Here is a 14,322-nt window from a genome sequence, read left to right as displayed (position 1 = left end):
CAAAGGAATTTGAATCATCTTTTTATATATTCAGGACCAAACGGAAAAAATGAAACGCGAATCTTACCTCAAATCATATTTGGCAATCATTCTTTTGCTCTTGGCTTTTTTGAGCTGTTCTTCTGAGAAATCAGCGAATGAGTCTGAAGTCACAAAAGCTACCCTTGTAAAGAAAGGGTCTGGCTTTGAACTACAACTTAATGGCGAACCCTTCTTTATACAAGGTGCTGGTCTTGAGTTTGGGAGTATCCCAAAACTAGCGGCTCATGGAGCGAATTCATTCAGGACTTGGAGGACAGATAACGGACAGCGTTCAGGAAGAGAAGTACTAGATGATGCGCATAAGCATGGACTTAAGGTGACAATGGGGATTGACGTTGGCAGAGAGCGTCACGGTTTTGATTATGATGATGAGGAGGCTGTAAAGGCACAGTTGGAAAGAATCAGAAAAGAAGTGATGGAGTTAAAGGATCATCCTGCGCTTATCATTTGGGGAATCGGTAATGAGCTAAATCACGAAGCGGAGAACCCAAAAGTTTGGGATGCTGTCAATGAAATCTCTGAGATGATCCATGAGATCGATCCTAATCACCTGACAACAACCTCACTAGCTGGGATGAATAAGGAGTTTGTCCACTTGATTATGGAAAGAGCACCGGACTTGGATATACTGAGCGTTCAGATGTATGCCGAAGTAGAGATTCTTCCAAGATTGCTAAAAGAATCAGGATGGGAAGGCCCTTTAATGGTAACAGAGTGGGGAGCGACCGGCTACTGGGAAGTTGGCAACACGGAGTGGGGAGCTCCAGTTGAAAATAACAGTTCAGTGAAAGCAGACTTTTATATGAGTCGTTATAGAAAAGCTATTGAATCTCAAAGACCTCAAGTCATAGGTTCTTACGTATTCCTTTGGGGACAGAAGCAGGAAAGAACACCTACCTGGTTCGGTATGTTCATGCCTGATGGTAAGGAGACCGAGTCAATTGACATGATGCATAATATTTGGAATGGAACTTGGCCAGAGAATAGAAGCCCTAGGATCAACTCATTCACATTGGAGTCCAAAGGGCCTTATGATAATATCAAGCTGTCTGCTGGCCAGAAGTATAATGCATCTATCGATATGACCGACCCTGACAACGATCAATTGGTCTATCGTTGGGAAATAATGAAAGAAAGCACAACCAATGCCACCGGAGGAGATGCCGAGGAAGTACCCGAAGTTATAGAAGGGCTAGTTGGGAGTGATCAATTATCGGCAACTTTGGAATTTACTGCTCCGTCAGAGGAAGGGGCCTATCGGCTATTTATCTATGTCGATGATAACCAAGGTCATACTGCTCATGCTAACATTCCATTCTATGTGAATAAGTAGCGGTATTAAAATATGTGAAGAGGGTATCGGTAACATAAAAAGGCATTCCGAATTACAAATCACTTACCTCAGACATGACTTTGATCTTCTTTAAGTAGTCACTTGGAAAGTCTAGTGACTCAGCCAATGAATGGAGAGACTTGGCATATGATGCATTCGTTCCCGTCAGAGATTCAGCAGGTAGGTTGTAACATACACCTTCCATTGTGTCTCCAGAGTTTAATGTGATCACCACGTCTTCGGGAATGTAGTCGGCCACGCTGGCTTCGGCATAGAGACTTTGAATCGCGTTCTTATCAACGCTCATTACCAAACCATATGATCGTTTGTGCTTACTTGGGATTAAGGAGGCTCGATTCCCAATCTTCAAAGTATAGTTGTCTAAGTAGCCTTTTCTTATGTTGCTGGCTTCGATACCATTTTTAGATAAAATGTTAAGGTCCATAAATAGGCCGTAGAAAAAGACTTCCATATTGAATACCAATTAAAACCGAAAAACTCCCCTCTAATCTACTGAAACAAATGCTTAGGTGGAAGTGCTGATTCCTAATAACTCGCCAAGAGTTATGGAAGCCTGTGCAACCCTTTCAAAATGGATTTGTTATTTACTTAACAAATATGAAATTAATAATTACTTTTATATTTGTTAAGTAAATAGAGTCTTATGTCCGAACAATCACTTGGTGAATTTGAAGAGCTGGTTTTGCTCGTTGTTGCAGCAAACAATTCAGAAGCCTATGGAGTGCTCATTCTGGAGCAATTGAGCGCTAAGCTGGATAAGAAACTCAACATCAGCGCAATTCACGTTGTCCTTAAGAGAATGGAAAACAAGGGCTACGTGGAATCTAGTTTTGGAGGTATTACTAATGAAAGAGGGGGGAGAAGAAAGAAGTATTATAGTATCACCTCTCTAGGTAAGCGAGTTCTTGACAGACAGTATGAGCTAAGAACCAGTATCTACCAACAGATCCCTAAAATTTCATTTGGTCAATGAAACCACAGCCACCTAAAAGAGCGCTCCGCTTTCTCCGCTGGTTTTGCCGAGAAGATTACCTCGAAGAGTTCGAAGGCGATCTGATCGAATTATTTGAACAACTCCATGCGGAATCGCCAAAAAGTGCTCGGAGAAAATTCTTCTGGGGCGTATTGCGCTGTTTTCGTCCCGGATTTATTAAAGCATTTTATCAAGTCAAATACTCAATTACAACCGCCATGTTTAAACATAATCTCTTAATTACACTTAGAAACTTTAAGCGCTATAAAAGCTCTTTCCTCATCAATCTGACTGGGCTTTCTGTTGGACTGTTATCGGCACTACTGATCTACTTTTGGGTATATAGTGAAGTAACTGTAGATGCTTTTCATGAGAAAGACGAACAACTGTATCAGGTGATGAGATACTCAGATTATGGTCAAGGTATCCGTGTTCATGACAACAACTCAGACTTGCTCGTACCTGCTCTGAAAGCCGAGATTGCCGAAATAGAATATGCAGCACTCTACGTAGAAGTTTGGTCAGAAGTCTATTTGTCTCTGGGTGAAAAGAAAATCAAAGCAGATGGAATGCTGGCTGGGGAAGATTTTTTCAAAATTTTCTCTTATAACCTCGTTCAAGGAGATAGAGATCGGGCACTTGTAGATCAGAATAGCATCGTCTTATCGAAAAAAATGGCTGAATCCTTGTCTGCTGATCAAGAAGTTGAATTGGGTAAGGTCGTTTCTATTTTGGGAGAAACTGAATATGGCGCTCGATATGCTGGCGACTATGTGGTGACAGGTATAGTTGATCTCTCTACTCAAAATGTCTCTGAAAGATTCGACTTTTTATTGACAGAGAAGCTCTTTCTAAACAAGCGGAGTGAAGGCAATGGTAAATGGAATAGCAATAGTTCCAGAACTTATGTCACCCTTCATAAAGACACAGATGTGGAGCAGTTTAGCGAGAAACTGGCAGCCTTTTTTCGGAATAAAAGATATCCCGATAACTCAACAAAGAGCCCTGAATGGGGGGAGCATATGTTTCTGGAAAAATACTCAAAACGTTACCTCTATAACCGCTATGAAAATGGCGTGCAATCAGGTGGGCGAATCGACTATATCATCCTTTTTTCTGCCATAGGGCTGATGGTATTATTAGTGGCATGTATCAATTTCATGAACCTGTCCACAGCCCAGGCTTTTAGAAGATTGAAGGAGGTAGGTGTTAAAAAGGTGGTAGGTGCATCCAGACCGATGTTGGCACTACAGCATATCACCGAATCAGTGATTTTGGCAGGGATGGCCTCTTTGATGGCAGTCTTTGGTGCCATTGCCCTTTATCCAAAACTGAGTATCATCTCAGGAAGAGATATTCTTGTCAATTGGACGCCCGAATTGGTGCTTGGTATTTTATCTATTGTCTTGATAACCGGATTGATTGCCGGAAGCTACCCAGCCTTTTTCATTTCCCGACTTCGGCCTATTCAAATTTTAAAGGGTAAGCTAAAAACATCCGTAAGTGAGGTGGTGGTTAGGAAGGGTCTGGTGGTTTTTCAGTTTTGCGTATCCCTTATACTGATTGTCACGGTGATGGTAGTCACCAAGCAGATTGAATACACCCAATCTAAAAACCTTGGCTATGAAAGAGACAATGTGTTGACCTTCCCTATGGAAGGGAAACTACTTGAGAATCAAGAGGCCTTTTTAGTGGAGGCAAAGAAAATCGTAGGCATTCAAAACGCTACTATGCTGGAAGGTAGTGCTGCCAATTTTCGCAATTCTGGTGGAGGACGTCCAAGAAAAGGCATGCCTTCGATTTCGTTTACTTTCGCCAGAGTCGGCTATGATTATGTAGAAACTCTGGGTATAGAAATGTTAGAAGGGCGTTCCTTCTCTAGAGATTTTGCTAATGAAGAGTCAAAGATCATACTGAACGAAACTTCTGTGAAGGCCATGGGCTTAGAAAACCCAATTGGTAAGACCTATGATATCAGAGGAAAGAGGGAGGTGATCGGCATTATGAAGGATTTTCACTTCCAATCTTTCCACCAGGAGATTAAACCATCATTTTTAATCTTGGTACCTGAAGATGCCAATACTATAGCTGTGAAAGTTCAGGCTGGTTTAGAGCGCGAAACCCTCATTGAATTGGAGGAATTGTACCATACTTTCAATCCTAATCTGCCTTTTGAGTACAAATTTTTGGATCAAGACTATGAAGAACTCTATGGTGCGGAACAGAGTACCGCTAAGTTATATAAGTACTTCGCACTAGTGGCCATATTTATTTCTTGCCTTGGACTCTTAGGACTTGCCGCCTTTACTGTTCAGACAAGATTAAAGGAAATAGGAATTCGAAAGGTATTGGGTTCCAATGTTTGGAGGATCATCTCGCTGCTCAGCCGAGACCTAACCCAAACTGTGGTGATCGCACTTGTAATTTCAATGCCCATTGGGTATTACCTGACACAGCAATGGCTCGATGGTTTTGCCTATCGAATCGATTTGACCAGTGGCATCTTCATTACGTCTGGAGCGGTTGTGGTTCTATTGGCATGGTCAATTGTTGCTTTACAGGCCATGCGTGCTGCAAAAGCGAATCCTGTAGAATGTTTAAAGGATGAATAGGGAGGGACGCTCAGGTTCTTTAGTAACCAAGGTCAGAGAATCGATTGAATACCACTTTTTAGTTGGTAAAGTTCCATGACTTGTTTGTCTGTCAAGGGTTTATTGAAAATTGACAGTTCATCCATTAGACCCCTGAAGTTCAGCCCAAGAAAGATGTTTGATTTATCAAGGTCCCAGATAAACGGATCATCTATTCCGTTTACTGAACCTGCTTTTTCTCCATTGATGTAAAGGCTTGCCAAGCTGTTTGGAGTGCCCAAGTCATCATAAGAGATAAGGATATGCGTCCATGAACTTCTTGAAAATTGAGACGCTTTAACGCTTGCAATACGCTTGTCAAATACATCCTTTACAGATGCTGTGAGGGTGTCCTGGGTCCAGGCTACTTTGTCTCCAATTACACCTAGTCTAAAGTCACGAGGCGCGGTATCGGTGAAGTCTACCCAAATGGATGCATCATTGAAATTTGTGTCAGTGATTTGAATTGGGTCTGTATATCCATCAAGTTCTTTAGAAGGCTCTACACTTAACCAAAATGAGATGCTACCTGACCAGTTTTTCGGGTCGTAGGCAATGTTGTCTTTGCTTTTATAGAACACAACTTTCGAATCGGTTTTAGCAAACTCAAATGCATTTCCAAATAAACCTTTACCCTCTATAATTTTGTAATCAGGGTTATTCATACCGACTTGAGTATCTTCTAAAACTCTACTTGAGTTAGCATAAGATGCTGTGGCAGTATACATGTTAGCATCTCCCAATGCGAAATCTGCACTGGTTCCATTGTCAAAAGAAGCATAGAATGTCAAGGCATCCCTAATTTCTGATGATGGTTTGGACTGACAGGAGAGTAGTGAGAATAATACACCAACTGCGATACCAATACGAGAGTCTATCATGATTTATGCCCAGTTTAGCTAAGAATGTTTGATCTTCAATGTTCAAATAAAGAAGTTTCAAGTAAAGTTGTACAGACCTTTGGATGAGAGATTTTGAAAGTATGTATGAATTTTTCTCAACTCCCTGAAATTTTGTCGTCCTTGGATGGGCTGCCTCTTTAGTCCGGATTATTCACCCTTTAGCTTCGGGAAGATTATTCAAGACTTATTGTCTTTCTATAGAAAACATATGATACGATCAGCAAGAGCAATGGAATGGCTGGACCAAATGCTCCGCCATCACCAGCATTCAAATGGGCAATTATTGCCATTACCAAATCAAGAGCAAAACCTAAGTAGGCTAATTTTTTTATCATTGGGTTTTTAACCAGCCATATTGCTGCTATTCCCAATATTTTAACAATGGCCAAAGGGTAGATTACTCCTGTCGGGACACCTAGGCTTGTAAACATTTCGCTTACCATCTCATATTGGACGAAATATGTGATGGCGCCAGCAAGAATCATTAAACTGAATATTGCGGTGACCAATCTCTGGATTATTAAATCTCTCTTTTTCATTTCAGATATCATTTGTTTCTGTTGGCGAAAGTAGTTTGAATGCTTTCTTTTGCAAAGCGACTATATAAAATATAGCACTATCCAAAAGTATAGCAATGACAGGCAATGAGGAGAATACAAAAGTGCCTATGAAGGAGCACTATGGTAACTACATGATTCCAATTAGGGATGCGATTGAGGTTTTCAGTGGTAAATGGAAGATACCAATTATTACCGCACTGACCTTTTACGAGACTTGTCGGTTTAAGGAATTGGAGAATATAATAGAAGGTATAACACCAAAAATGCTATCGAAAGAACTAAAGTTTCTGGAAGAGAATTTAATGATTAGCAGAAAGGTAGGAGATGCACGTCCAGTGAGTGTAACATATAGTATTACCGAGTATGGCAGGACGTCTAAATCTGTAATGACTGAACTATACCGTTGGGGAGTAGAGCATCGAAAAAAGGTGCTTAATGTAGAAGGGAAAATGTGGGACAAGTGTTAACGTATCAATGATAAACAAGGCATTTGAATACAATGTAAAGTAATGCCTTTTACTTCAGGTTACCGGTAATTCCACCTCCAGCAGTCCAAATGGTATTTACTATATGCAGAACTAACCTATCGTTTTCAACATGGCCACTGCAAGTTTACTTTGCTGACTTGCCGATAAAATCGTTCTTGTATTAACTCATGATAAGGTTTGCCGTCTATATTTCTAGAATGATGGTGTGCAAGTCAGAGAAAAACTGTTTTCTACTAGAGCTTTTTTGGATCTCATAAATCTCAAATGCCAAGTTTTCAGCTGGATTTTTTACAATCTGTTAATTCATAGAGGAAAAAATCTCGGCAGCCGACTGGTGGTTAACAAGGTGTTTTAATCTTACCGCATGATCTTTTCCATCTTCCTACCCTTTGCCAATTCATCTACGAGCTTATCCATATACCTAGCCTGACGTGTAAGTGAATTGTCAATCTCTTCAATTCTATAGCCACAGATTACCCCTTTAATCAGGTGAGCGTTGGGGTGTATGTTTGCTTCTTGAAAGAATTCTTCAACTGTGACCCTGTCATCAATGAGCTGCTGTAGTTTATTCGAGTCAAAACCTGTTAGCCACTCTAGCACTTGACGCAGTTCTTCTTCAGTTCTGCCGTTTTTTTCAATTCGATTAACGTAATGAGGGTAAAATGAAGAGAAAATCATTGTTCTTACGCGCTCATTATGTTCAGGGGTTGTTTTCATGACTTAACTCGGTTATTGATAGTAATCAAGTTAATAAAAAATAAAAACTCACTACAAGGCCTCCATTCGAAGGCTTTAGTGAGTGGCAAGATTCTACTTCATTGGAGGACAATTCTACCTAGCTTTTACCTTTTGAGAAATTGCTACTTATACTTTTTATGTGCCCAGGGCCTATTCTGCAGCATCCTCCAATGATATCCGCACCAAGTTTCACCCATTCCTTTGACATCTCAACAAAATGCCCTGGCTCTGATAGGCCTCTCCAGGTTTTACTCTCGGCATTATATGCTTCTCCGGAATTAGGGTAGACGATTATTCTTTTGTCACCCGAACTTGCCTTTATACGCTGTATTAATCCAGAAATATAAAGGGGGCTTGTGCAGTTAAGACCGACCGCAAAAACCGTTGGGTGGTCTCTGAAGATTGAGACGCAGTCCTCTATTTTTGATCCGTCATTTACATGCTGCCCATCTTTGCAGGAGAAAGAAACCCAAGCAGGTTTGTCTACTTGGTATAGGATGTCTGAAAGTATCCGAGCCTCTTGAATACTCGGAATAGTTTCGCAGGCTAGAATGTCTGCATTTGAGCTATTCAATATGCCTATTCTCTCCTCGTGAAAATCTCTTAATACTTTGTCAGAAACACCATAGTTGCCGTGGTATTCAGAGCCATCTGCCAAATAGGCACCATAAGGCCCAATACTGGCCGCAATGAGTGGTTTGACATTAACTATCCCTGAGTCCATAACATCATCTACAGCTGCTTCAGCTAACAAAACTGATTTCAAAATAAGCTTTACGGCCATGTCCCTACTATAACCCATGTCCATAAGTCCTGGAATACTTGCCTGGTAGCTGGAGGTAATGATGCATTGTGCCCCAGCCTTTAGGTATTCAAGGTGAGCTTCAATGATAGTTTCAGGACTGTTGGCTAGTAATTGAGCAGTCCATAGCCGATGATTTAAATCACAACCGAAGGACTCGAGTACATTAGATAAACCTCCATCTAGAATGAGTGGGTAAGGAGCTTCAAAGAATTTATCGAATCTCATGCAATGGACTGCTAGTTTTCTGAGGCTAAAGTTATTTTCCAACTTATGCCAAATTTATCAATGCATTGACCATAGTAAGCACCCCAGAATGTCAAACCTACTGGTACTATTGTTTGTCCATTTTGCGAAAGCTCACTAAATAATCTGTCAACCTCTTCTTTACTGTCAGCATGAATGATAAGCGTAAAGGTTTTATGCTTTGCGACTTGCTCATATACCAATGAGTTATCTGAGCCATTTAACATGGTCTCTTTACTCAGAGGTAGGGTGACATGCATGATTTTCTCGTCAGACTCTTGGAAAATATTCCTATCTGATTTCGGTACGTCTTTGTATTTACTAATATGGCTGATGCCTTTACGAAAAACTGATTCGTAAAAAGTAAATGCTTCTTCACAATTCCCGTCAAAGTAGATGTATGGGTTCACTGTTATCATAAAGTGTTATTTAACTTTTCTGCTCCTTATACTACCCGAGAATAATCAAATTACTCCTATACCCAACTGCTTGCTAAACTTATCCAAATCCAATTTTGCAGCATCCAAATGAGATGATTTTTGCATTGGCATAATCTCATTACCATTGGCATCATACAGTATCAGTCTATAATCATTATTAGCTATATCAAGCGTCCGATTACTCAAACTGTAAGCCCGCCAAACGGTATTTGATTTTTGAATGCCAATTTTCATGTCTGCCTGAATAGAAATCCATTGTCCGCTCGGAATAATCCCGAAAAAATTGTTCGTAAACTTTAGTCTTTTTTTATCAAAATCTATCACCGTGCTTGTTGAAGAAAATCCGATGAAAGCGCCTATCAAAACCAAAATCATCCCAGTCAAGGCAAAGTAGGTCATAATCAATCCAGCAATAAACGTAAAGATTCCTGCCGAAGTCCCGACTGGCCCAAACATTTTATCCAATTTGTTTTTTGTTGTCATTTTATCAGTCGGTTTGTTTTGTTGCTATCTGTGGCTCTTCAAGTGTAGCCAACGTTGTATAACACTCATTAAAGCTAAACTTTCAGCTCTAGATTATCTAGTGGGGATTGTATTTTTCCCATCTCTTAGAACGGCAATGAACTTACTGTGCTTAAATGTCTGACCTGATTCTAGTTAGGCTTAATTAAACCACACTGCGTAACGTTTTCGTCTAAGTGCTAAAGCCAGTTGCTCTTCCGTCTTTAATGCTTCAGTTCGGGTCATAGGATTAAGGTGGTTGTAGAGGCTAGGGCGTAGGTATAAACCATATTTTTCTACAATGTTGGAAGAAATTTTGTACCCTTTTTTACTTCTATGTCCAGTTTTATGCTGTTTAAACCTTTCCTGGGGAGTCTTACTGGTCATGCCTACATAGAGGCATTCCAAAACACCATTGAATTGAGGATTGGCTTCTCTGAATCGAGTATTCTCACTGAATACTTTTTTTGATAATTCGATTACATAAACACGGTAGACAGCGGGCATAATTACATTAAGTTATTCGCTTAATCTCTTCAAAGCAATAAGGGCAATTGAGTAGGCAATGTTAGAACGTGGGTAAAATATATAAGTATTTCTCCCATCCCTTGTGCGTGCCATAATTTACGAAAAAAGGAAGCCCAATACTGAGCTTCCTTTCTGTTGTCTACTATCTAAAACCTTGTGTCTAACAACTAAGCCTTTTCAGCTACCCATTCTTTAGCTGCCATAAAGGCTTTGATCCACGGACTAAGTACATCCGCTTTTTGGTCAGCAGGATAGTTCCCCCAGTTCCAAGGGAATACGGAACGTTCAAAGTGTGGCATAATGGCCAAATGTCTACCGTCTTTACTGGCTAACCCAGCTACATGGTAGTCAGAACCATTTGGAGAAGCTGGGTAAGCTTCATGCGAGTATTTAGCAATTACGTGATATTCGTTTTCGGCTTCTGGAAGTCTAAAACGCCCTTCACCGTGCGCTACCCAAATACCAAGTCGTGAGCCAGCGAGTCCGCTGAGCATCACTGAGTTATTTTCTGGGATAGTCACATTGACAAAACCCGACTCAAACTTATGGGCAATGTTATGATCTAGCTTTGGATGCACTTCATGTTCAGGGTAGAGCAATCCAAGTTCTCCCATCAATTGACATCCGTTACAAATACCAAGAGAGATAGTGTCCTCACGGGCATAGAAGTTGTCTAGTGCTTGCTTAGCCTTTTCGTTGTAAAGGAAGGCACCTGCCCAGCCTTTGGCAGAACCTAAAACATCTGAGTTAGAGAATCCACCAACAAAGGCGATAAAGTTGACATCGCTAAGGTCTTCCGCACCGGAGATTAAGTCTGTCATGTGGACATCCTTTACATCAAAGCCTGCCAGGTGCATTGCGTAGGCCATTTCTCTATCTCCATTCACTCCTTTTTCACGGATGATGGCAGCTTTGATACCTGTCTTGCCTTTGCGATCAGGATCGAGTCCTAATGCTGCGTACTGTCCTTCAAAACCTTCAGGAAAGGTGAATGAAAGTGGTTGCTTCTTATAGTTATCGAATCGTTGCTTAGCCAAGTCTTCACCAGACTGCTTCTGATCCAATAGATAAGAAGTCTTATACCAAGTATCTCTCAGGCTCGCAATGTCCATCAAGTAACTCTGTGTATTCGTCTGGATAGATAAGATAGGCTCCCCAATTGGGCTACCCACTTCCAAATAAGAAGCTTCGATGGTATCGAATAACGTCTTTATGTCTTCCAAGTCTTCATTAGCTACCTGAATCAATAGCGCAGGTTGCTCTGAGAAGAAAGTCGAAATATCGTCAATGCCTTTAATGGCTTTCAAGTTGGCTGCTATACCAAGGTCTACTTGAGCGAAAGTCATTTCGAGCATGGCAGTGATTAAACCACCGGCAGAAACGTCATGTCCAGCCATGATTTTGCCTTCTTTGATCATAGCTTGTACCATATTGAAGGTATTGGCAAAGCGATCAGCATCATCAATAGTCGGAGCAGAGGTACCCACCTTACCCACGATTTGAGCAAAGGAGCTACCACCCAGTTTAAACTCACCATCAGATAAGTTTACGTAGAGGAGGGTAGACTCAAAGTCTGGTTGTAAAACGGGCTCAACAATCTTTTTCAAGTCGGTGACTTCCGCACCAGCAGATATAATTACCGTACCAGGCGCATAAACTACCCCGTCCTTGTACTTCTGTGTCATCGACATGGAATCTTTACCTGTTGGTATGTTGATTCCTAAGTCACAGGCAAAGTCTGAAACGGCTTCGACTGCCTTGTAGAGTCTTGCGTTCTCTCCTTCGTTTTTAGCGGGCCACATCCAATTCGCGCTGAGTGAAACGCCACTAAGCCCATTTTCTATTGGTGCCCATACAATGTTCGTCAATGCTTCTGCAATGGAAAGTTGAGAACCTGCTACCGGATCGACAAGAGCTGAAACTGGTGCGTGTCCAATAGAAGTAGCAATACCTTTCTCACCTCTGTAGTCTAGTGCCATGGCACCCAGATTATTGAGCGGCAATTGGAGTGGGCCTGCCGTCTGTTGCTTAGCCACACGGCCCGTAACACAGCGATCCACTTTGTTGGTTAACCAGTCTTTGCAGGCGACAGCTTCCAGCTGAAGAACTCCATTTAGGTATTCTTGAAGTTTTTTAATGTCGTAACTAACCTCACTAAAGTTCTGGTCGATCGTTTTGTCTTCCAAAATGGTTTTCGGAGACGATCCAAACATGTGCCCTAGATTCCAGTCGATCGGGTTTTCTTTAGAAACCTTGTTCTCGAACTTGAAGTGCATATCGCCAGTAGTTTCACCGATTACATAGAAAGGAGCTCTTTCGCGCTGCGCCACCTTCTCCATATAGGCAATGTCTTCTTCCTTGATCACAAGCCCCATACGTTCCTGAGACTCATTACCAATAATTTCTTTGTCTGAAAGGGTAGGATCTCCAACCGGAAGTTTTTTGACATCGATCGTTCCACCGGTTTCTTCTACTAGCTCTGAAAGACAGTTCAAATGCCCTCCAGCACCATGATCGTGAATGGATACGATTGGGTTTTTACCCGATTCTGACATGGCACGAACCGCATTGTAGACACGCTTCTGCATCTCAGGATTCGAACGCTGAATGGCATTGAGTTCGATGCCACTTGAGAACTCACCTGTATCTACCGATGATACTGCACTACCACCCATACCGATGCGGTAGTTGTCACCACCCATCACTACAATCTTGTCACCCTGATCAGGAGTGGCCTTTAAAGCATCTTCTTTTTTACCATAGCCAATGCCACCGGCAAGCATAATCACTTTATCAAAGCCATGTCTCTTGCCACCTTCTTCGTGCTCAAAAGTCAGTACCGATCCGGAAATCAATGGTTGACCGAATTTATTCCCGAAATCACTCGCTCCATTGGACGCTTTGATCAAGATATCCATCGGGGTTTGGTAGAGCCACTTGCGTTCTGGCATATTGGCTTCCCAATCACGACCATTTTCTAGGCGAGAGTAGGAGGTCATGTACACAGCCGTTCCTGCCAAAGGCATAGAACCTTTTCCGCCTGCCATTCTATCTCTTATTTCTCCACCAGCTCCAGTTGCTGCTCCATTGAAGGGTTCTACAGTAGTAGGGAAGTTGTGTGTTTCTGCTTTAAGCGAGATCACTGATTCAAAGTCGGAGGTTTCAAACCAATCCGCTTTGTCTTGCGTGGCAGGAGCGAATTGCTCTACCACAGGTCCTTGTGTAAAAGCTACATTGTCTTTGTAAGCTGAAACCAATCCTTCTGGTTTTTCCTCAGAAGTCTTGCGGATCATTTTGAAAAGGGAGCTAGGCATTTCTTGCCCGTCAATGATAAACACACCATTGAAGATTTTGTGACGGCAGTGCTCTGAATTGACTTGCGAAAAGCCGAATACTTCGCCATCGGTAAGTTTTCTACCCAATTTGTCACTGACCTCGTTCAAATAGTCAATTTCTTCTTGGCTAAGGGCAAGTCCTTCTTCTTGGTTGTAAGTCGCAATGTCTTCAATATGGCGAACGGCTTCAGGTTCAATATCAATAGTGAAAAGCTCTTGGTCTAGTCCTTTGTAAAGGACCTGAAGCATAGGGTCGAAAGCCGTGTTTTCACTTTCCACCTTTTCAAACTCTTCGATGCGTTCGATACCGGAAACGCCCATGTTTTGGGTGATTTCCACGGCATTGGTACTCCAAGGAGTAATCATCTCTTTTCGTGGACCAACAAAAAAGCCCTCCAGAGTTTCGCCTTGTATCAGTGAGGCATTTCCGAAGAGCCATTCAAGTTTTGGAAGGTCTTGTGACGCGAGTTGCGAAGAGAGGCCAACAGCATAAATTTTGCCAGCCCCGGCATCGAAAAATTGGATCATTAGAACGATTGGTTTTGGGTGTTAATACCGCTGGCAAAATTAAGAAAATCTTTGAGTTTGACACCATGAATATTCCTCGTGAAGAAGAGGTTTTCTTATCATTAACCAAGTGTTTTTACTGGGTATCTGATATAAACACGCATTTGCCTACTTTGGCCATTTGAACGCTTGCCCACCTCCCTTATGATTCTCCAATTTTGATCTATCGAGTTTTGAAAGTCTCAGCAGGTTGCTGACTGTGGTTAACTTCCATGT

General features: G+C 41.7%; 13 protein-coding genes. 4 read left to right on the top strand and 9 right to left on the bottom strand.

Annotated elements, in window-relative coordinates; all coding sequences use genetic code 11:
• Positions 1-49 precede the first annotated feature (49 nt).
• Entirely contained in the window at positions 50-1,375 is a 1,326-nt protein-coding gene (locus tag J4E76_RS06495) for a glycoside hydrolase family 2 TIM barrel-domain containing protein (RefSeq protein ID WP_208502274.1), read from the top strand.
• Between the two features lie 52 nt (positions 1,376-1,427).
• On the opposite strand, the gene J4E76_RS06490 is transcribed toward J4E76_RS06495, so the two are convergent.
• Positions 1,428-1,847: a gamma-glutamylcyclotransferase family protein gene (locus tag J4E76_RS06490; protein WP_208502272.1), complete on the bottom strand. Its 420-nt coding sequence runs from the start codon at positions 1,845-1,847 to the stop codon at positions 1,428-1,430.
• 192 nt (positions 1,848-2,039) lie between these two features.
• Here J4E76_RS06490 and J4E76_RS06485 point away from each other — a divergent pair, with 192 nt between their 5' ends.
• On the top strand, positions 2,040-2,369 hold the full coding sequence (locus J4E76_RS06485; RefSeq protein WP_208502271.1) for a PadR family transcriptional regulator: 330 nt from the start codon (positions 2,040-2,042) through the stop codon (positions 2,367-2,369).
• Positions 2,366-4,981, top strand: coding sequence for an ABC transporter permease (locus tag J4E76_RS06480; RefSeq protein WP_208502268.1), 2,616 nt, complete (start codon positions 2,366-2,368; stop codon positions 4,979-4,981). Before J4E76_RS06485 ends, J4E76_RS06480 begins: the two co-directional genes overlap by 4 nt.
• A gap of 32 nt (positions 4,982-5,013) precedes the next feature.
• Here the strand turns inward: J4E76_RS06480 and J4E76_RS06475 are convergent, their stop codons facing one another.
• Together J4E76_RS06475 and J4E76_RS06470 are read right to left on the bottom strand one after the other, a co-directional pair.
• Positions 5,014-5,880, bottom strand: coding sequence for a LamG-like jellyroll fold domain-containing protein (locus tag J4E76_RS06475; RefSeq protein ID WP_208502266.1), 867 nt, complete (start codon positions 5,878-5,880; stop codon positions 5,014-5,016).
• A gap of 194 nt (positions 5,881-6,074) precedes the next feature.
• On the bottom strand, positions 6,075-6,440 hold the full coding sequence (locus J4E76_RS06470; protein ID WP_208502264.1) for a DoxX family protein: 366 nt from the start codon (positions 6,438-6,440) through the stop codon (positions 6,075-6,077).
• 95 nt (positions 6,441-6,535) lie between these two features.
• On the opposite strand from J4E76_RS06470, the gene J4E76_RS06465 reads away from it, so the two are divergent.
• Positions 6,536-6,928: a helix-turn-helix domain-containing protein gene (locus tag J4E76_RS06465; protein WP_236017287.1), complete on the top strand. Its 393-nt coding sequence runs from the start codon at positions 6,536-6,538 to the stop codon at positions 6,926-6,928.
• A gap of 378 nt (positions 6,929-7,306) precedes the next feature.
• On the opposite strand, the gene J4E76_RS06460 is transcribed toward J4E76_RS06465, so the two are convergent.
• The 6 genes from J4E76_RS06460 to purL form a co-directional block, all read right to left on the bottom strand.
• Positions 7,307-7,666 carry a DUF2200 domain-containing protein gene (locus tag J4E76_RS06460; protein WP_208502262.1) on the bottom strand — a complete coding sequence of 120 codons (360 nt, stop codon included), beginning with the start codon at positions 7,664-7,666 and terminating at the stop codon, positions 7,307-7,309.
• Positions 7,667-7,784: 118 nt separating this feature from the next.
• Positions 7,785-8,717 (bottom strand): homocysteine S-methyltransferase, encoded by a 933-nt coding sequence (mmuM, locus tag J4E76_RS06455; RefSeq protein WP_208502260.1) that lies wholly within the window; start codon positions 8,715-8,717, stop codon positions 7,785-7,787.
• Positions 8,718-8,728: 11 nt separating this feature from the next.
• Complete coding sequence (locus J4E76_RS06450; protein WP_208502258.1) at positions 8,729-9,154, bottom strand: VOC family protein; 426 nt, start codon at positions 9,152-9,154, stop codon at positions 8,729-8,731.
• 45 nt (positions 9,155-9,199) lie between these two features.
• Positions 9,200-9,658: a hypothetical protein gene (locus J4E76_RS06445; protein WP_208502257.1), complete on the bottom strand. Its 459-nt coding sequence runs from the start codon at positions 9,656-9,658 to the stop codon at positions 9,200-9,202.
• 180 nt (positions 9,659-9,838) lie between these two features.
• The gene (locus J4E76_RS06440) at positions 9,839-10,183 is read right to left on the bottom strand and encodes a hypothetical protein (RefSeq protein WP_208502255.1); all 345 of its coding nucleotides are present in this window, start codon (positions 10,181-10,183) and stop codon (positions 9,839-9,841) included.
• A 188-nt stretch (positions 10,184-10,371) separates the two neighbouring features.
• Positions 10,372-14,067, bottom strand: a complete 3,696-nt coding sequence (gene purL, locus J4E76_RS06435) for a phosphoribosylformylglycinamidine synthase (protein WP_208502253.1) — start codon at positions 14,065-14,067, stop codon at positions 10,372-10,374.
• Positions 14,068-14,322: the final 255 nt, after the last annotated feature.

The sequence above is a fragment of the Roseivirga sp. E12 genome, from assembly GCF_017592825.1.
GTDB lineage: Bacteria > Bacteroidota > Bacteroidia > Cytophagales > Cyclobacteriaceae > Roseivirga.
This window is presented reverse-complemented; position numbering and strand designations above follow the sequence as displayed.